The 18,210-nt window shown below is 40.0% G+C and carries 18 protein-coding genes; 16 read left to right on the top strand and 2 right to left on the bottom strand.

Annotated features, from left to right (window positions below; all coding sequences use genetic code 11):
• Nucleotides 1–17 precede the first annotated feature (17 nt).
• From folB to DK924_RS15785, 8 genes are all read left to right on the top strand, one after another.
• Nucleotides 18–377 carry a dihydroneopterin aldolase gene (gene folB, locus DK924_RS15820; RefSeq protein WP_109875644.1) on the top strand — a complete coding sequence of 120 codons (360 nt, stop codon included), beginning with the start codon at nucleotides 18–20 and terminating at the stop codon, nucleotides 375–377.
• Entirely contained in the window at nucleotides 378–866 is a 489-nt protein-coding gene (gene folK / locus DK924_RS15815; RefSeq protein ID WP_075170695.1) for a 2-amino-4-hydroxy-6-hydroxymethyldihydropteridine diphosphokinase, read from the top strand.
• Nucleotides 863–1,663 (top strand): undecaprenyl-diphosphate phosphatase, encoded by an 801-nt coding sequence (locus DK924_RS15810; protein ID WP_109875643.1) that lies wholly within the window; start codon nucleotides 863–865, stop codon nucleotides 1,661–1,663. Before folK ends, DK924_RS15810 begins: the two co-directional genes overlap by 4 nt.
• A gap of 146 nt (nucleotides 1,664–1,809) precedes the next feature.
• Complete coding sequence (mpl, locus tag DK924_RS15805) at nucleotides 1,810–3,165, top strand: UDP-N-acetylmuramate:L-alanyl-gamma-D-glutamyl-meso-diaminopimelate ligase (RefSeq protein WP_109875642.1); 1,356 nt, start codon at nucleotides 1,810–1,812, stop codon at nucleotides 3,163–3,165.
• Nucleotide 3,166: 1 nt separating this feature from the next.
• Nucleotides 3,167–3,790 (top strand): flavin prenyltransferase UbiX, encoded by a 624-nt coding sequence (locus DK924_RS15800; RefSeq protein WP_109875641.1) that lies wholly within the window; start codon nucleotides 3,167–3,169, stop codon nucleotides 3,788–3,790.
• Complete coding sequence (locus tag DK924_RS15795; RefSeq protein WP_109875640.1) at nucleotides 3,787–4,716, top strand: ABC transporter ATP-binding protein; 930 nt, start codon at nucleotides 3,787–3,789, stop codon at nucleotides 4,714–4,716. The genes DK924_RS15800 and DK924_RS15795 overlap by 4 nt, the downstream gene beginning before the upstream one ends.
• On the top strand, nucleotides 4,717–5,484 hold the full coding sequence (locus DK924_RS15790) for an ABC transporter permease (RefSeq protein ID WP_010391022.1): 768 nt from the start codon (nucleotides 4,717–4,719) through the stop codon (nucleotides 5,482–5,484).
• On the top strand, nucleotides 5,484–6,155 hold the full coding sequence (locus tag DK924_RS15785) for a tRNA (guanosine(46)-N(7))-methyltransferase TrmB (RefSeq protein WP_033104026.1): 672 nt from the start codon (nucleotides 5,484–5,486) through the stop codon (nucleotides 6,153–6,155). The genes DK924_RS15790 and DK924_RS15785 overlap by 1 nt, the downstream gene beginning before the upstream one ends.
• Here the strand turns inward: DK924_RS15785 and DK924_RS15780 are convergent.
• A complete protein-coding gene (locus DK924_RS15780; RefSeq protein WP_109875639.1) occupies nucleotides 6,152–8,020 on the bottom strand; it encodes a GGDEF domain-containing protein in 1,869 nt (622 codons plus the stop codon). The two genes, DK924_RS15785 and DK924_RS15780, sit on opposite strands and share 4 nt — an antisense overlap.
• 259 nt (nucleotides 8,021–8,279) lie before the next feature.
• Here DK924_RS15780 and panP point away from each other — a divergent pair, with 259 nt between their 5' ends.
• Nucleotides 8,280–9,905, top strand: a complete 1,626-nt coding sequence (gene panP, locus DK924_RS15775; protein WP_054201989.1) for a pyridoxal-dependent aspartate 1-decarboxylase PanP — start codon at nucleotides 8,280–8,282, stop codon at nucleotides 9,903–9,905.
• Between the two features lie 49 nt (nucleotides 9,906–9,954).
• On the opposite strand, the gene argE is transcribed toward panP, so the two are convergent.
• Entirely contained in the window at nucleotides 9,955–11,100 is a 1,146-nt protein-coding gene (gene argE / locus DK924_RS15770) for an acetylornithine deacetylase (protein ID WP_109875638.1), read from the bottom strand.
• A gap of 221 nt (nucleotides 11,101–11,321) precedes the next feature.
• Here argE and argC point away from each other — a divergent pair, with 221 nt between their 5' ends.
• The 7 genes from argC to DK924_RS15735 all read left to right on the top strand — a co-directional run bounded on the left by argC (nucleotide 11,322) and on the right by DK924_RS15735 (nucleotide 18,153).
• A complete protein-coding gene (gene argC, locus DK924_RS15765; protein ID WP_109875637.1) occupies nucleotides 11,322–12,335 on the top strand; it encodes an N-acetyl-gamma-glutamyl-phosphate reductase in 1,014 nt (337 codons plus the stop codon).
• A complete protein-coding gene (argB, locus tag DK924_RS15760; RefSeq protein WP_010391030.1) occupies nucleotides 12,332–13,099 on the top strand; it encodes an acetylglutamate kinase in 768 nt (255 codons plus the stop codon). Before argC ends, argB begins: the two co-directional genes overlap by 4 nt.
• A 7-nt stretch (nucleotides 13,100–13,106) precedes the next feature.
• A complete protein-coding gene (locus DK924_RS15755) occupies nucleotides 13,107–14,039 on the top strand; it encodes an ornithine carbamoyltransferase (protein ID WP_010391031.1) in 933 nt (310 codons plus the stop codon).
• Complete coding sequence (locus tag DK924_RS15750) at nucleotides 14,036–15,238, top strand: argininosuccinate synthase (protein ID WP_076920188.1); 1,203 nt, start codon at nucleotides 14,036–14,038, stop codon at nucleotides 15,236–15,238. Before DK924_RS15755 ends, DK924_RS15750 begins: the two co-directional genes overlap by 4 nt.
• A 52-nt stretch (nucleotides 15,239–15,290) precedes the next feature.
• Nucleotides 15,291–17,156 (top strand): argininosuccinate lyase, encoded by a 1,866-nt coding sequence (gene argH, locus DK924_RS15745; protein WP_109875636.1) that lies wholly within the window; start codon nucleotides 15,291–15,293, stop codon nucleotides 17,154–17,156.
• 250 nt (nucleotides 17,157–17,406) lie between these two features.
• Entirely contained in the window at nucleotides 17,407–17,604 is a 198-nt protein-coding gene (locus DK924_RS15740) for a hypothetical protein (RefSeq protein ID WP_109875635.1), read from the top strand.
• A gap of 15 nt (nucleotides 17,605–17,619) precedes the next feature.
• Nucleotides 17,620–18,153, top strand: a complete 534-nt coding sequence (locus DK924_RS15735) for a hypothetical protein (RefSeq protein WP_109875634.1) — start codon at nucleotides 17,620–17,622, stop codon at nucleotides 18,151–18,153.
• Nucleotides 18,154–18,210 lie beyond the last annotated feature (57 nt).

Genomic DNA, 18,210 nt, shown 5'->3' with positions numbered 1-18,210 from the left:
AGTCATTTGGAGTATCAATGGACAAGGTATTTATATCACAATTGCATGTCGAAACGATTATCGGGGTGTATGATTTTGAAAAGAAAAGTAAACAAAGCCTGTACTTTGATATTGAGATGCTAAGCGACATTGAGCCCGCAGCACAAAACGACGATATTAACTTAGCATTAGATTACGCTAAGGTGAGTGAGCGTGTTATCGAGCACAGCACTGCTAAACCAGTCGAGCTTTTAGAAACGCTGGTAGAGCAATTAGCGCAAATTATCTTAACCGAATTTAATACTCCTCAAGTAACAATAAAAGTTAGCAAGCCTGCTGCAGTTCCACAAGCGCAAACAGTGGGTGTAGAGATTACGCGCATTAAGGCTACGGCTTAAATGGCGCAGATATTTATTAGCCTAGGGTCAAACATTAATAAAGCTGAGCATATTCGGCGTGCTCTAGTGGCGTTAAATCAGCACTTTGAAAACACACATCACTCATCAGTATTTGAAAGTGAAGCTGTGGGTTTTGCCGGTAATAACTTTTATAACTCAGTGCTTGCCGCCACCACTAACATGGCGCTTGTTGATGTGTGCGCGTTATTAAAACAAATTGAACGCGACAATGGCCGCCAAGCAAATGATAAAAAATTTAGCCCACGTACTTTGGATCTCGACTTACTCTTTTATGATGATGTGATTTGCGAGAGCCCAGCACAATTACCGCGTGACGAAATTACTAAAAACGCCTTTGTTTTACAGCCTTTAGCTGAGGTGGCCCCTGATTTTTATCATCCGGTAGCAAAACAAACGATTGCCCAAATATGGAATGCATATAACAACCCTCAACAAAAACTATGGAAGGTGGAGTTTTCTAACCCATGAGTATTATAGAAATAATTGTTTTAGCCCTAATTCAGGGATTTACTGAGTTTTTACCTATATCGAGTTCGGCACACTTAATTTTACCATCACAAATTTTAGGCTGGGAGGATCAAGGGTTAGCGTTCGATGTTGCTGTTCACGTAGGCACTTTAATTGCGGTTGTTATTTATTTCCGTAAAGAAGTAGCCGATATACTCGGTGCTTGGTTTAAATCGTTTGGCGTGCAGGGCACAACTGATGATAGCAAACTAGGTTGGTGGATCATTTTAGGTACTGTGCCAGCAGCTATTTTAGGCTTGTTATTAAAAGATTTTGTTGAACTGTACTTACGCAGTGCATGGGTGATTGCGACCACAACAATCGTATTTGGTCTATTGCTTTGGTACGCAGATGCCAAAGGTAAGCAAATAAAAACAATCTATCAGCTAAACTGGAAAACGGCCCTCATTATTGGCTTTGCACAGGCCGTTGCAATGATTCCTGGCACTTCACGTTCAGGTATTACCATGACAGCGGGTTTAATGTTAGGTATGAACAAACAAAGTGCAGCGCGCTTTTCGTTTTTATTAGCTATTCCAATCATTTCAATGATGGGTCTTTATTATACTGCAGAGCTTGCCCTTGGCGATCATATCGTAGATTGGACGGCATTATTGTTAGGTGTAGTGCTGTCGTTTTTATCAGCTTATGCTTGTATTTTTATGTTTTTAAAAGTGATTGAGCGAATGGGAATGCTACCATTTGTTATTTATCGTTTATTATTAGGTGCCGGTTTAATATTCTTTTTAATGCTATAAGCTATTAATCTTCAGGAAAGCCTCCCTCTTTGGGAGGCTTTTTTATTTGCGCCAAGGGTTAATGGTAACTTAAGCTAAATTTTGGCATTATAGCGCCATTAAATTTTGCCCTAGAGCAAACTCCGCGCAGGATGAAAGGATAGTAAATGCATATACATATTTTGGGTATTTGTGGCACATTTATGGGTGGTATTGCCGCTATAGCTAAATCATTGGGTCACCACGTTACTGGGTCAGATCAAAACGTTTACCCACCAATGAGTACCCAGTTACAAGAACTGGGTATTGAACTAACACAGGGCTATGACGTATCTCAACTAGAGCCAGCTCCAGACATGGTTGTTATTGGTAATGCTATGAGCCGTGGTAACCCGTGTGTTGAATATGTACTCGATAACAGCCTGCCTTATACCTCAGGACCTGAGTGGCTAAAACATAACTTACTACAAGATTCGTGGGTGCTGGCTGTGGCAGGAACTCATGGTAAAACAACCACCGCCAGTATGTTGGCGTGGATACTTGAATATGCGGGTTTAAAACCGGGCTTTTTAATTGGCGGAATTGTACAAAACTTTGGTCTTTCTGCGCGAGTTGGGCAAACGCCATTTTTTGTTATAGAAGCCGATGAGTACGACACGGCCTTTTTTGATAAACGCAGTAAGTTTGTTCATTATTTACCTCGAACACTTATTTTAAATAATCTTGAATTTGATCATGCTGATATTTTTGAAGATTTAAACGCAATTAAAAAACAATTTCACCATTTGATACGTACACTACCGCAAAGCGGCAAAGTGCTTTGGCCAAAAAATGATGAAGCACTGAGCGATGTGATTGCAAAAGGGTTGTGGAGCGAGAGCGAAACATTAGGTGATGATTGGAGTTATGAATTACTCAAAGCCGATGGTTCTCAATTTAATGTTTTACTAAATAGGCAGTTACAAGGCGTTGTTAGTTGGCAAGCGATTGGTGAGCATAACGTTAAAAATGCCATTATGGCTATTGCAGCAGCACGCCATGTGGGAATTGCAATAGAGCACAGTATTGAAGCTTTGGGCGAGTTTATCAGCCCAAAAAGGCGGATGGAGCTTAAAGCAGATATTAATCATATTAAAGTGTATGACGATTTTGCCCATCACCCAACGGCAATACAAACAACGCTTGCTGGGCTGCGTGCTAAAGTGGGCGATGAAAAAATTATTGCGATTTTAGAGCCGCGCTCTAACACCATGAAAATGGGAGTGCATCAATTTACACTTCTCGATTCACTTCGCGATGCAGATGATGTGCTGTTATTTGAACCAGAAAATTTAAACTGGTCACTTAAAGAGCAAGCTGACAAAGCGGGTATGCAGTGCTTTGATTCTACAACCGCTATTATTGATACAGTGCTTGAGAATGTTGAGCCAAATCAACATGTTTTAATTATGAGTAATGGTGGTTTTAATGGTCTTCATCAGCAACTTGTTGATGGTTTGACCGATAAATACAGCGGAGAATAATGTGCAATTTAAAGATACAATTACCTTAGCATTTAGTGGCGCATCAGGCGCACCATATGGGTTAAGGCTGTTGGAAGTGTTACTTGAACAACAATTTCAAGTGTATGTGCTTATCTCAAGTGCCGCGCGCGTAGTTTTTGATACCGAGTCCAATATAAAGCTATCAGGGAATGAAGATAAAGCTACCGAGCAGTTAAGTGCATTATTTAACGCCAAGAGCGAACAATTAAAGGTATTTGGCAAAGATAACTGGTTCAGTCCGGTGGCTTCGGGCTCAGCAGCACCGAAAAAAATGATAGTATGTCCATGTAGTGCCGGGTCTGTGTCTGCGATTGCAGTCGGCGCATCAGATAACTTATTAGAGCGCGCTGCCGATGTGGTGATAAAAGAGCGAGGTCAACTTATTTTAGTCCCTCGAGAAACTCCGTTTAGCGAAATTCACTTGGAAAATATGCTCAAATTGTCGCGTTTAGGGGTCACTATCATGCCCGCTGCTCCTGGGTTTTATCATCAACCACAAAGTATAGAAGACTTGGTTGATTTTATGGTGGCGCGAATTTTAGATCATTTAAATATTGAACATAACCTCACAAAGCGCTGGGGTTATGGTGAGGGTAAGAAATGAATAAGCAAAACATTGCTTTAAATATTGAAGGCCTTACCAAGGTTTACAAAAATGGGGTAGAGGCAGTAAAAGGGGTTGATTTACAAGTGCATGAAGGTGACTTTTTTGCACTACTTGGTCCAAATGGGGCGGGTAAATCAACCACTATTGGGGTGATATCTTCTTTAGTTAATAAGACCAAAGGTAAAGTTGAAGTATTTGGTCATGATATTGATACCGACCTAGAAGCAGCGAAAGCTAACTTAGGTTTAGTGCCGCAAGAGTTTAACTTTAGCCAGTTTGAAACCCTAAGCCAAATACTCGTTAATCAAGCAGGTTATTATGGTGTTCCTCGCGCGCAAGCGCACAAACGTGCTGACAAGTACTTAGCACAGCTAGGTCTACTTGAGAAAAAAGATAAGCAAGCACGTACTCTTTCTGGTGGTATGAAGCGTCGTTTGATGATTGCACGTGCCTTAATGCATGAGCCAAAGTTACTTATTTTAGACGAACCAACTGCGGGCGTTGATATAGAGCTGCGCCGCTCAATGTGGGAGTTTTTAAGACAAATCAACGAACAAGGTGTGACCATTATTTTAACCACTCACTACCTTGAAGAAGCCGAACTACTGTGTAAAAACATCGCTATTATTGATACCGGTCGTATAGTTGAAAACACTACTATAAAAGCTTTGTTGGCTAAATTAGACAAAGAAACCTTTGTACTGGATTTAAAACAGCCTACCAAACCGGTGACGCTTGAAGGGTATAATTTCACTATGACTGATGAGCACACCATTGAAGTTGAAGTGGCTAAATCACAAGGGCTCAATGCTGTATTTAGCGCGTTAACCGAACAAGGAAATACTGTGCTAAGCATGCGTAATAAAGCAAATCGATTAGAAGAATTATTTGTAGGTTTATTAGAGCAAGGGCGGGGCGAATAAATGTTTAAATATGGCGTAGCCTTAAAAAGTATTTGGATTAAAGAGTGTATTCGTTTTTTGCGTATTTGGGTGCAAACCTTAGTACCGCCAGCGATTACTATGAGCTTATATTTTGTTATTTTTGGAAATTTAATAGGCTCGCGTATTGGTGATATGGGCGGCTTTAGTTACATGGAGTTTATTGTGCCTGGCCTTATTATGATGTCAGTTATAACAAACTCTTACTCGAATGTGGCTTCGAGCTTTTACTCAACTAAGTTTCAAAAAAGTATTGAAGAGTTATTGGTTGCACCTGTGCCTAATTACATCATTGTGTTGGGTTATATGGGCGGAGGCATGACCCGTGGCATTATGGTTGGCTTTATTGTAACGTGCGTTTCTTTATTTTTTGTAGATATACAAATACATAATATTTTTGTGATTATAGCCACTGTTATTCTTACCTCGGCGGTGTTTGCCTTGGGCGGATTAATCAACGCTATTTATGCAAACAGCTTTGATGACATAAGCATTATTCCGACCTTTATTTTAACGCCTCTAACTTATTTAGGCGGGGTGTTTTACTCAATCACTTTACTGCCTGATTTTTGGCAGATGGTATCGCAAATAAACCCGATAATTTATATGGTTAACGCATTCAGATACGGATTTTTAGGTGTTTCTGATGTTGATTTAACGGTTGCGATTGCGGTGTTGTTGGTGTTTATCAGCGTATTATTTACTTTAGCACTGACGCTAATTAAAAAAGGTGTGGGGCTAAGACACTGATGAGCGATGCAAATTCACGTAGTATTGTATCTAATCAAGCGGGACTTCATGAAAAGCTTGATGAAATAGTTAATAAACACTTACAAGCCGAGTTTAAAAAGCCAATTGCAGCGCATACTCAAACCGCATTTGATGAAGTTAATGCTAAGGTGCAAGCCTTTGATGGACCGCTTATTCTAGACTCCTGTTGTGGCGTTGGCGAAAGCACTGCTAATTTAGCGAAACGTCATCCTGATGCGTTAGTTGTGGGCATTGATAAGTCATCTCACCGACTTGATAAGCATGATGTTGAGTATAAACAAACTGAGAGTGGTCAATACATTTTGGTGCAAGCTGACTTAAATGATTTTTGGCGTTTAGCTGTCGCTGCTAATTGGCGGCCTACTCATCATTATTTGCTATATCCAAACCCGTGGCCTAAGTCTAAGCACATTCAGCGGCGCTGGCATGGGGCTGCTATCTTCCCCTTTATTGTTAAATTAGGTGGTTTGCTTGAAGTGCGCAGTAACTGGGATATCTATGTTAAAGAGTTTGCCAGAGCGCTCGAGTTAGCTGGGTATCCTTGTCAAACCGCGTTGTTTGAATCAGACGAAGCAATTACTCCTTTTGAGCGTAAGTACTGGGCCAGTGGTCAGCAAAGCCACCGACTAGCCATTAATATTAATAACTAATTCATTGCTTTTTTAAACTCAGTAACATGTGGCGTTGGTTTGCCAAGGAAACTACCTTGCATCAGCGTCACATTTAGTTGGCTGAGTAACTCTGCAACCGTATTACTTTCTACCGCTTCAACAACCAATTCAAGTTCAAGCTGCTGGGCTATATCAGTGATGTAGGATATAAATAGCGACGTATTTGCATCATTTAATAGCTGCTTTGTGATTGCTCCATCGAGTTTTATACCATCAACCTCCACTTTTAAAGTATTAAGAGTATTAATAAACTCATTACCCCAGCAGTGCATCACCACCTTTGCCCCCTTACTTTTTACCATTGCGATAAATGACTTTATTTCATAGTAATGTGAAATAACCTGCGACTCTAAAATTGAAATAGTAATGTTTTCAGGATTAGGGTAGCGATGAAGCTCATACGCAATATGATCATAAATAGTGGGATCTGCAATGTTTTCAGCGCACAGAGTTAACTCCCAACAAATTGCTGATTTACGAAAACGTGAAACACATTGAGTAAACAGGGCATGGGTTAACATGCCATTCATACGCAGTCTATTTAGTGCATTTGCAAAGGTATCAGGGGTTAAAATCTCCCCTTGTGAAGTGACTATTCTCGGTGAACAATCATACCTAATAACTTCATCGGTATGAGTATTTATAACCGGCTGAAAGTAAGGAACAACACGATGAGCATCAAATGCTTCACGAATTTCTTTTGCTATTTCAACATTATATAAATATAGAGATTTAGCGTCGTTAATTGCCTCACAGTAGTTAACTATACTCTGATCGCCCTGCTTAGATTGCAGTAACGCAATATGAGCATTCTTAAGCAGTAATGACTTATTGCCTCTAGCTACACCAGCGTTAAGTGTAATATAAATAAAAGGCTGATTTAAAAACGGTATATTTTTATTATGCGATTGTATGATGCTATATAGCTCATCAAAGGGAGTTTCTTTATCAGTCAAAATAGCGAGTTTATTAGTTGCAATACGATAAATACGTGCGTGCAAACGGGCTTGCTGCTTAAAGTGAGTGAGCAGCTTTTTCATCACTTCATCGGCTGTTTTTGTGCCAAAAAAACGGCTGATATTATCAATTTCGTTCACTAAAATAATCGCAATTTGTAAATGATGTTCATTGCTTTTTTTTAGCCGTTTTTCTAAGGCAATATGATTTTCAAATCTGCTTGCATGGTCGCTCATTAATGAACGACGTACTCCATAGTAATAAAGAGTATAAACTATTAATAAAATAATAATTACGCAGCAAAAATGAAACATAGATTGATATAAGTCTGTTTTTAACGCATTGCTAATTTTATCAACGCTAATATCTGCAGCTGTAATATAGGTTCTGCCATTTTTTGCCAGATGAGGAATATATACTGTTTTAGAATGGCCGCGATGCGCTGTTGAGGTTTCAAAAATAGGGGCCGTTGATAAAAATGCAGCCATAGTTATTGGCGTGGCTTCGGGATAAAGATCTAAAAACTGAGTAACTTTACCGTTATTTTGATCATCTTGAGTGTAGCTAGAGGCAGTAAAATAAACATTCTCATCAATCAGTACCATTGAATATAAATAATCTATATTTAAATCATTGGCCAATGCCGAAAGCTGGTCGGCTTTATTTTGATAGCTTGAAAAGCTAATTTCTTGCGATACTTTATCGTGATAATCACTACCTAAAATGTACTTTACGCTGGTGGCTGCATTTAATAAACGATTATCAATGCTGCGTATAACATCATTATTGATGGCAGTGTAGGTGTAGTAACTGTAAATTATTAAGCTGACTAAAAAAAAGACGGTACCGAGCGCCAACCGAGTTAATTTTAGATTTCCTTTTAGCATGTAACATCCTTATTTTTTGTTAGATTTATTATACTTAAAAATTATAAATGCCCAATATTTTAATTACCCTTTGTACTAAATATAAAAAATAGTGAAATGTTATCTATTTTGTATTGTCTTTTATGGCTTAAAACGAGACATTTTTGTCATATTGCAGTAAAGTTAGCGCAATTTTTTAGAAATGCCGTTGCTTAAAAACACCTTAAATTAGCGTGTTTTACAAACTAACAGGTGTTTTAGTCACACACTAGGTATGAAGATGGATCAAAAGCGTTGTGCCGTCGCCTCTAAAGAAAGCCTCAAACGGATATTTACCGTTCCAGAGGCCCCTGACTCAACTTTGAGCAAAATAGAGCTTGAAATTTCGAGTAATTTAGCAGGTTTCTTAAACGAAAATATCGCGGCAATTGAAAAACCATTACATGAAATAGAAAAAGATTTTCAATCGGCGGCTATCCCTGAAGAGCCAACGTTTGTGTCTTGCTATGCCCAAGATATTATGGAACAGCTGGTTGCTCATTCTGTACATACCGCAGCGCCAAGCTTTATTGGTCACATGACATCTGCTCTGCCACATTTTTTACTGCCGTTATCGAAATTAATGGTCGGGCTAAATCAAAACCTTGTAAAAATAGAAACCTCAAAAGCGTTTACCCCATTAGAGCGTCAAGTTTTAGGAATGATGCATCATTTAGCTTATGGACAAAATGATGGCTTTTATTCTAAATGGATGCACAGTGCAAAAACCTCTTTAGGAGCATTTTGCTCTGGTGGCACAGTAGCTAACATTACAGCACTTTGGATTGCCCGCAACCGCTTATTAAAAGCAGATGGCAACTTTAAAGGCATTGCTGCGCAGGGTTTAGTGGCGGGAATGCTTCATTATGGTTACAAAGGGCTGGCAGTTTTAATCTCTGAACGAGGTCACTACTCGTTAGGCAAATCGGTTGATTTATTAGGTATTGGCCGTGAGAATTTAATTGGTATTAAAACATCGGCTGATAATAAAGTTGATGTAGATGCTATGCGAGAAAAAGCGCTAGAGCTTGAAGCGCAAGGCATTAAAGTGATGGCAATTATTGGTGTAGCCGGAACGACTGAAACTGGTAATATCGATCCACTTGAAGACATGGCTAATTTAGCACAAGAGATTAATTGCCACTTTCATGTTGATGCGGCGTGGGGCGGAGCTACTTTACTCTCTAATACCCATAGGCACCTTTTAAAAGGTATTGAGCATGCAGATTCAATCACTATTGATGCGCATAAACAAATGTATGTACCGATGGGAGCAGGTTTGGTGCTGTTTAAAGACCCTGCTGCAACTGATGCCATAGAGCATCATGCTGAATATATTTTACGTAAAGGCTCTAAAGATTTAGGCAGCCATACCCTTGAGGGGAGCCGCCCTGGTATGGCGATGTTAGTGCATGCTTGCTTACGTGTTATTGGTCGTAAAGGCTACGAAATGCTTATCGATCGCAGTATTAAAAAAGCCCGTTACTTTGCTGATTTGATAAAAGCAGATGAAGACTTTGAATTAATATCAGAACCTGAGCTATGTTTGCTAACTTATCGTTATGTCCCTAAGCAAATTAAAAATGCGATAGCACAGGCCGACGCACAAACCCGTTTAGATATTTTTGCCGCGCTTAATCGCTTTACTGCTAGCATGCAAAAACGACAACGTGAATCGGGTCGCTCGTTTGTATCGCGTACACGTTTAACGCCAGTTCAATATGATAACCAACCAACCGTAGTATTTAGAGTGGTGCTTGCGAATCCGCTTACATCAGGTGCAATATTAAAAGAGATATTAGAAGAGCAGAAAGAACTAGCTCAAACTGACCCTGTATTTAAAAAGTATTTACGAAAATATATGTAACCATAAATGCTATAAAAAAGACGCTTAATAGCGTCTTTTTTGTTACTGATTAAAAGCAACTCGCCTTTATGAGGTTGCTGATAATTTGTTGCGAAGGCTTTATTTTTTCCATCGCTAAATATTCATCGGGCTGATGCGCTTGGTTAATTGAACCCGGTCCCATGACGATGGTTTCACAACCCAGTTGTTGTATAAATGGTGCCTCAGTACAGTAATTAACAGCCACCGCTTTTTGCCCTGCTATATTTTCGGCTAGTTTAACTAACGCGCTGTCTGTGCTTCCTGTAAATGCTGGAATTGGCTCATGTAAATCAATCACACTGACCGAATTAGGGTATTGCTGATTTATATCGTAGGTTGCATCAAGCAGCAATGCTTGCAGCTCTTGTACACTTAAGCCAGGAAGAGGGCGCATATCAATGTGCATTTCACAGCAACCGCAAATCCGATTTGCATTATCGCCCCCATGAATATTACCTAAATTGAGCGTTGGGTGAGGAATTTCAAAGTGATTTATTGAATATTTATTCTTAAGTTGTTCTTTTAAGATTAGCAATTTTGTAATCACTTTATGCATCACTTCGATGGCGTTAAGACCCCGTTCGGGATCTGAGCTATGTCCTGAACGGCCGACAACTCTTATTGCTGTACTCATATGACCTTTATGAGTAAATACCGGAGTCATATCAGTAGGTTCACCAATAATACAGCGACTTGGCTTTAAATTTGGGTGCTTACAGATTTGTTGTGCGCCAGCCATAGTGGTTTCTTCGTCTGCGGTGGCTAATATTAAAATTGGTTGTGTTTGTTGCTTTTCATCAAGCTCACTAATAGCCTGCAGTACAAAAGCAAAAAAACCTTTCATATCAATGCTACCTAAGCCATATAGTTTATTATCTTGCTCAGTTAATTTAAATGGGTTTTGATTCCAACGACTATCATCAAATGGCACCGTATCAGTGTGACCTGCTAGCATTAAACCGCCGTCACCTTGACCGCGTTTTGCTAATAAGTTGTAGCGGCCTTTGTTGCCTTTTAATTCTATTATTTCACAGGTAAAACCTAAGCTTTGACACCATTGCGCTAGGAGTTCAATGACACTTTTATTACTCATACATAAATGATCTTCAATGGCACTAATAGAGGGGGCAGCAATCAATTGCTGGTACATCGAAATAAATGACGGCAGAGACATAAAAAATTCCAAAATAAGTATTCATTTTAATTGCATAACAATATAAAAGTATTTATGATGAATATCAATTCACTTTTTAAGCATAAATATATTAAAGTTACGCCATGAAAATAATACGACGATAGTTATCACTCATAAATTTAATCTGTTTGGCTGGGTTAGACCCTAGTGTAAACAAACAACATGGAATGTGGTCACTAATTTTAGATAAAGAGTAAGTAATGAACGTAGTAATTATAGGTGCCAGCGGTTACAGCGGCGCAGAACTGGCTAGCTTAGTAGCAAAACATCCAACTCTTTCGCTAACTGGTTGTTATGTATCAGCGCAAAGTTTAGATAAACATAAGTTGCTTAGTGAGTTGTATCCTGAGCATCTAGGATTACTTGATTTACCTCTGCAGCCACTAAATGAACATGCACTTGCTGATATCACTCATTCAGCAGATTACGTTTGCCTGTGTACCGATCATAAAGTAAGTGTGGATTTAGCGCCTCAGTTTTTAGCGATGGGTAAAAAGGTATTTGACCTTTCCGGTGGCTATCGTCTTGCAAGCAATGATGATTACGTTACTTATTATGGTTTTGAACACCAACACCCAGAACTACTTAATCAAGCGGCATATGGTCTTGCTGAATGGAATAGTAAAGCCATTACTGATGCTCAGTTAATTGCTGTTGCTGGCTGCTATCCAACGGCTGCATTAAATGCATTAAAGCCTCTTCAACAAGCGTGCCTGTTGAGTGATGAAAAAATTATTATTAATGCGGTTTCTGGCGTAACTGGCGCAGGGCGAAAAGCCAGCATCGGTACGCATTTTTGTGAGGTATCACTTGCACCCTATGGTTTGTTTAATCACCGTCACGGGCCTGAAATACAACAGCACCTAGGTCATGAGGTGTTATTTACTCCTCATTTAGGTAATTTCCCGCGCGGTATTTTAGAAACTATTTATGTGCAATTAAAGCCAGGTGTGGCCAGTGAGCAAGTAGCTAAAGCTTATCAAGTATTGGCTGATGAGCCATTAATTCGTTTGCTTGGCAGCAAAATCCCTTCGATTAAAGGGGTGGCCAAACAACCTTATGTAGATATTGCGTGGCAGCAGCAAGGCTCACAGTTAATAGTAATGGCAGCAATTGACAACTTATTAAAAGGGGCAGCTGGTCAGGCCTTGCAATGTATTAATTTATCAATGGGGCTTCCCCACACTACAGGTCTAATAGGAGCGTTTAGATGAGCAGTAAAACGTGGGTTATTAAACTCGGTGGTGCAGTACTCAATACTGAAAATGCCGCTAAAGCATTATTTGAAATACTCAACGAGCAAGATGATGCTCAGTTTGTGATTGTGCATGGTGGTGGCTCATTAGTTGATAGCTGGTTAAAAGAGGCTGGTTTTGCCAGTGCTAAACACCAAGGTTTACGTATTAGCCCTAAAGAACAGATGCCTTATATTGTTGGAGCCCTTGCGGGTGCGGCAAACAAACAACTCATGGCGCAAGCAATTAGTGTTGGTCATAAGCCGGTGGGGTTAAGTTTATATGAAGCAGGGATCACCGCCTCGCAAAAATTAAAAGCATTGGGTCAAGTAGGTCAATGTCACAACAATGCTGATTCTATTATTAATGATTTACTCAGTGCTGGCCGGTTACCAATCATTAGTTCTATCGGCTTTGATGAGCAGGGCTTGTTATACAACGTTAATGCCGATGAAGCAGCCGCCGCAATGGCAAATAATTTAAATGCAGAACTTATTTTTATGACGGACGTAGAGGCGGTACTTGATGCCAATAAGCAGCCTTTACATCAACTTGACACAAAACACATTGATACTTTAATTGCAGAGGGAGTAATTTTGGGCGGGATGGAGGTCAAAGTTAAGACCAGTCTTCACGCTGCCCAACATTTACGACGCGGTGTGTACATTTCCAGCTGGCAAAAGCCAGAAAACTTAACTGCTTTGCTGCAAGGCGAGCATGTCGGAACTAAAGTAACACCATAGGTTGAACATGTTTAAAGATTTTTTAACGGGTCTAGAATTAGACCAACAAGGCGCACTAAATTTATTAAAGTTAGCGCAAGATATTAAAGAAAGCCCAAGTAAATATAGCCAAGTGCTAGCTGGTAAGTCAGTGGTTACTTTGTTTGAAAAGCAAAGTTTACGTACTCGCCTTTCATTTGATATTGGTATAAACCGTTTAGGGGGCCATGCGGTTTACCTTGACCAACAAAATGGTGCAATGGGCGCCCGCGAATCAATAAAAGATTTTGCCTTAAATATTTCGACTTGGGCAGACGGGATTGTTGCGCGGGTTAATCAGCACAGTACGTTAACGACACTCGGTGAGTATTCATCCGTTCCTGTGATTAACAGTTTGTGTGATTTATATCACCCATGCCAAGCATTAGCTGATTTTTTAACGCTACAAGAAGTACATGGTGATGTTAGCCAGTTAAAGCTTGCCTACCTAGGTGAGGGCAATAATGTAACGCACTCATTAATGCTATTAGCCGCTACCTTAGGAACAGACTTTGTCGCTGTAACACCAAAAGGCAGCTCACCTGATTCGCAAGTACTTAAAAAAGCAGAGCAAATAGCAGCGATGAATGGCGCTTCTGTAATGGTAAGTGACAGGGTTGAGGCTGCAGTAGGCGCTAATGTTGTTTACGCCGATACCTGGGTATCAATGGGGGATACAACTCCTCTTGAGCAAGTAAAAGAAAAATACATGCCTTATCAATTAAACCAGGCATTGTTAGAAAAAACCGGTGCAACTACGGTATTACATTGCCAACCGGCACACCGTGAGTTTGAAATTACTTCTGAGGTAATGGATGGCCCTGCATCAAAAATTATACAGCAAGCAGAAAACCGCATGCATGCGCAAAATGCGCTATTAGTTACATTGTTAAATCCAAATTTTGTTAAGGAACACCTATGAGTTCAATTAAAAAAGTCGTTTTAGCCTATTCTGGTGGTCTTGATACATCGGCTATCGTGCCATGGTTAAAAGAGAACTACGGCTGTGAAGTTATTGCCTTTGTTGCCGATGTTGGCCAAGGAGCTGAAGAACTTGAAGGCGTAGAAGCTAAAGCTATAGCGTCTGGTGCATCTGAGTGTTACGTGGTTGATTTAAAAGATGAGATGGTAAGCGATTATATTTACCCAACGCTTAAAACGGGTTCTATATATGAAGGGACTTATTTACTTGGTACTTCTATGGCGCGTCCAATCATTGCTAAAGCGCAAGTTGAAATTGCACGTAAAGTAGGTGCCGATGCACTTTCTCATGGCTGTACGGGTAAAGGTAACGACCAAGTACGTTTTGAGTCATGTTTTGCCGCACTCGCACCTGATTTAAAAGTGATTGCGCCATGGCGTGAGTGGGATTTATCAAGCCGTGAATCATTGCTTGATTACCTAGCTGAACGTGACATTCCATGTTCTGCGTCAGCAACTAAAATTTACAGTCGTGATGCTAACGCATGGCATATTTCTCACGAAGGCGGTGAACTTGAAGACCCTTGGTGTGAACCAAGTGAGCAGGTATGGACCTGGACTAACTCACCAGAGCAAGCACCTGATAAAGCTGAACACGTCACTTTATCGGTTGTTGAAGGTGAAGTAGTTGCTGTAAATGGCGAAGAGCTTAAACCTTATGATTGTTTAGTTAAATTAAACGATATTGCATCACCTCATGGTGTGGGCCGTGTCGATATTGTAGAAAACCGTTTAGTTGGCATGAAATCGCGTGGTTGTTATGAAACGCCAGGCGGTACTGTGATCATGGCAGCGCTGCAAGCTATTGATGAGTTAGTACTTGATAAAGCGAGCCGTAAATGGAAAGAAGTACTCGGTGGTGAATTTTCACACTTAGTCTATGACGGTCGTTGGTTTACGCCGCTAAAAGATTCTATTTTAGCCGGTGCAGAAGCGCTGTCTACACTAGCAACGGGCGAAGTGGTACTTAAGCTTTATAAAGGCCAAGTGACAGCGGTTCAGAAAAAATCACCTAACAGTTTATATAGCGAAGATTTTGCTACCTTTGGTGAAGACGATGTTTATGACCAATCGCACGCAGAAGGCTTTATTCGTTTATTCTCGCTATCAAGCAGAATTTCAGCATTAGCTAAAAAGTAATTTTTTATGCCCCTTGGAATTAAGGGGCTATTATCGGGTTTGGAGAAATTTCATGGCATTATGGGGCGGACGTTTTTCTACGGGTCCAGATGAAGCGTTTAAACAGTTTAACGATTCACTTCCCTTCGATTATCAATTAGCAGAGCAAGATATAATTGGCTCTGTTGCATGGGCTGGTGCACTTGAACAAGTAAGTGTGTTATCTAGTGATGAGCACAAAAAGCTGGTATCGGCACTTTATGAGTTACTTGAAGAGGTAAAAGCAGACCCAATGGCTGTAGCTACCTCAGGTGCAGAGGATATTCACTCGCATGTTGAAGCTGCACTAATTGAAAAAGTAGGTGATTTAGCTAAAAAGTTACACACAGGCCGAAGCCGTAACGACCAAGTTGCTACCGACTTTAGACTCTGGTGCCGCGATACCGCCGATCATATTTTAAAAGCGATTGCGCAACTTAAAGCAGAGTTTATTGGCTTAGCTGAACGTGAACTTGGCACAATATTACCAGGTTATACCCACTTACAGCGTGCACAACCGGTGTTATTTAGCCATTGGTGTATGGCTTATGTAGAAATGCTTGAGCGTGATGAAAGTCGATTACAAGATGCCCAAGCACGAATGAATTATTGCCCACTCGGCAGTGGCGCTCTTGCAGGCACTGCATACCCGATTGACCGCCATGCACTTGCACAAGGGCTAGGATTTACTGGCGCGACTAAGAATAGTTTAGATGGCGTATCTGATCGTGACTTTGTGGTTGAGCTATTAAGCTGCGCGTCTATTTCTATGATCCACTTATCGCGGATGTCTGAAGACCTAATTTTTTATAACTCAGGCGAAGCTGGCTTTATTGAACTGGCCGATAATGTGACCTCGGGTTCATCTTTAATGCCACAGAAAAAAAACCCAGATGCATTAGAGCTAATTCGTGGTAAAACTGGCCGGGTGTTTGGTGCGTTTAGCGCAATGATGATGACTCTAAAAGCACTACCGCTTGCCTACAATAAAGACATGCAAGAAGACAAAGAAGGCATTTTTGATGCCATGCCAACATGGCTTGCGTGTATTCATATGGCACAAGCGTGTATTAAAGGTATAAAAGTTAAAGCAGATAAAACCCTTGCAGCGGCAAAAGGTGGCCACGCGAATGCAACCGAACTTGCTGATTATTTAGTGGCTAAAGGTGTACCGTTCAGAGAAGGGCATCATATTGTAGGGGTATTGGTGCAACTAGCCATTAGTGAAGATAAAACGTTAGAGGAGCTTTCACTAGAGCAGTATAAATCAGTAAACCCCGTGTTTGAAGATGACGTGTATCCGGTACTTGAAATTGACGCCTGTATCAAAGCACGCCAAGCGCTTGGCGGTACATCATTAGAGCAAGTAAGCAAAGCGGTGAAAGACGCGAAAAAAAAACAGCAAATAACGGTTCGTGATGCCAATTTAGATGACGTAGAAGCAATTGCTAAACTCGTACAGCACTGGGCAACAGTCGGCGAAAATTTACCGCGAGCTAAAAGTGATATGGTGCACTCAATTAATGAGTTTGCCGTAACCGAGATAGACGGTCAGGTATCGGGTTGTGCTTCACTTTATATTTACGACACAGGATTAGCTGAAATACGTTCATTAGGCATTGATCCTAAAAGCGCAGTAACGGGGCAGGGACGAGAACTGGTTGAACACTTATTAGTGAAAGCCAAAAAGTTGGCACTTAACCGTGTCATTGTTCTGACTCGTGTACCTGACTTTTTCGAAAATCAGCGGTTTAGTTTCTGTAATAAAGAGAGCCTACCTGAAAAAGTAATGAAAGATTGCGAGCTATGTTTACGCAAAGAAAACTGTGATGAAGTCGCAATGGAATATATGTTAAAGCCAAGTAATAGCATGGAGATCCCCTGTAAAAACGTGGCTTGAGCAATCCCTAGGATAAAAAACGCACGGTGACCCCGATGCGTTTTTTTTTGAGTAAAATAAAATAATTTTTTAATTAATATACTATTAATTTAAAGTTGGCATATCGTTTGCTTTTATTGTTCTGTAGCGTGTTGTTGAGTCAATTAAACAACGTAGGCAATGCGTTACTGCAGTTATTTAGTAACTGCTTCAGGTGGTGTGATTTAAATTTGCGCCAATAATAAATTTAATACTCAAAAGGATTAATCACATGCAAATTTCAGCGAACAGCCAAGTACAAATGCAAGCATACAACAAAACGCAACAATTAAAGCCTGCAATGGAACAAACTGCTAGCCCTAAAACCCTACAATCTGATACAGTAAGTATATCTCAAGAGGCGATGACTGCAGCTGGTGCAGAACTTCATCGTGGTGGCGTTATACTTGACACTAGTAAGCCTAAGTAACATTAAAGGTCATGAATGTTTTTAACTGAGTTTTTTGGTTTTTTCTCGCTGTCTGCTTTTGCAAGCTGGGGCTTCTTGATGGCATTTTTTTTTAATACTTTTGTATTTTCTTTAGGTATTAAAAGGGATACTACCTTATTACTCAGTTCATTTATTATGATGATTTCTTACACTTTATCTGATTATTTCTTTACTTGGTTATCAATAGAAAATTCACTATATTTAGATTGGGCTCTATACGATTATGCAACTATAGCGGCTTTGACATTAGCCTTTTTCTTGCTAAAAAAGACAACATCCTCTTTTCTATACATAATTTTAGGTCTCTTTATAAACTCTATACTTAGCCTATTTATGTATTTTGACATGTACCTAAGTAATAATCGTGAACCTTGGATTCTGTGGGATGTATATACTTTTGGCGTGAATATTATCGATTTGATAATGATCGTAGTTTTAATTGTAGACAGAGATTTCCTTGGTCTTCATAAATTAAAAAACAAACTCTTCAAAGGCTCAAATACCCAACCAGAAAACAACTTTTCGTAAACATGTATATAAGCTATATCCTTGGTGAATATGTAAGCGCATTCATTCAGTGGGGCT

This window comes from Pseudoalteromonas sp. meg-B1 (assembly GCF_003173795.1).
GTDB lineage: Bacteria > Pseudomonadota > Gammaproteobacteria > Enterobacterales > Alteromonadaceae > Pseudoalteromonas > Pseudoalteromonas undina.
Note: the sequence above shows the minus strand (reverse complement) of the source record. Positions and strands in the feature narration are given on the sequence as shown.

What these genes read in the sequence shown, in the direction of transcription:
- DK924_RS15795 (WP_109875640.1), top strand. Translation starts at nt 3,787, where the DNA reads ATGAATAAGCAAAACATTGCTTTAAATATTGAAGGCCTTACCAAGGTT.
- DK924_RS15755 (WP_010391031.1), top strand. Translation starts at nt 13,107, where the DNA reads ATGTTTAAAGATTTTTTAACGGGTCTAGAATTAGACCAACAAGGCGCA.
- argC (WP_109875637.1), top strand. Translation starts at nt 11,322, where the DNA reads ATGAACGTAGTAATTATAGGTGCCAGCGGTTACAGCGGCGCAGAACTG.
- DK924_RS15735 (WP_109875634.1), top strand. Translation starts at nt 17,620, where the DNA reads ATGTTTTTAACTGAGTTTTTTGGTTTTTTCTCGCTGTCTGCTTTTGCA.
- folK (WP_075170695.1), top strand. Translation starts at nt 378, where the DNA reads ATGGCGCAGATATTTATTAGCCTAGGGTCAAACATTAATAAAGCTGAG.
- argH (WP_109875636.1), top strand. Translation starts at nt 15,291, where the DNA reads ATGGCATTATGGGGCGGACGTTTTTCTACGGGTCCAGATGAAGCGTTT.
- DK924_RS15740 (WP_109875635.1), top strand. Translation starts at nt 17,407, where the DNA reads ATGCAAATTTCAGCGAACAGCCAAGTACAAATGCAAGCATACAACAAA.
- folB (WP_109875644.1), top strand. Translation starts at nt 18, where the DNA reads ATGGACAAGGTATTTATATCACAATTGCATGTCGAAACGATTATCGGG.
- argE (WP_109875638.1), bottom strand. Translation starts at nt 11,100, where the DNA reads ATGTCTCTGCCGTCATTTATTTCGATGTACCAGCAATTGATTGCTGCC.
- panP (WP_054201989.1), top strand. Translation starts at nt 8,280, where the DNA reads ATGGATCAAAAGCGTTGTGCCGTCGCCTCTAAAGAAAGCCTCAAACGG.
- DK924_RS15810 (WP_109875643.1), top strand. Translation starts at nt 863, where the DNA reads ATGAGTATTATAGAAATAATTGTTTTAGCCCTAATTCAGGGATTTACT.
- DK924_RS15750 (WP_076920188.1), top strand. Translation starts at nt 14,036, where the DNA reads ATGAGTTCAATTAAAAAAGTCGTTTTAGCCTATTCTGGTGGTCTTGAT.
- argB (WP_010391030.1), top strand. Translation starts at nt 12,332, where the DNA reads ATGAGCAGTAAAACGTGGGTTATTAAACTCGGTGGTGCAGTACTCAAT.
- mpl (WP_109875642.1), top strand. Translation starts at nt 1,810, where the DNA reads ATGCATATACATATTTTGGGTATTTGTGGCACATTTATGGGTGGTATT.
- DK924_RS15785 (WP_033104026.1), top strand. Translation starts at nt 5,484, where the DNA reads ATGAGCGATGCAAATTCACGTAGTATTGTATCTAATCAAGCGGGACTT.
- DK924_RS15780 (WP_109875639.1), bottom strand. Translation starts at nt 8,020, where the DNA reads ATGCTAAAAGGAAATCTAAAATTAACTCGGTTGGCGCTCGGTACCGTC.
- DK924_RS15790 (WP_010391022.1), top strand. Translation starts at nt 4,717, where the DNA reads ATGTTTAAATATGGCGTAGCCTTAAAAAGTATTTGGATTAAAGAGTGT.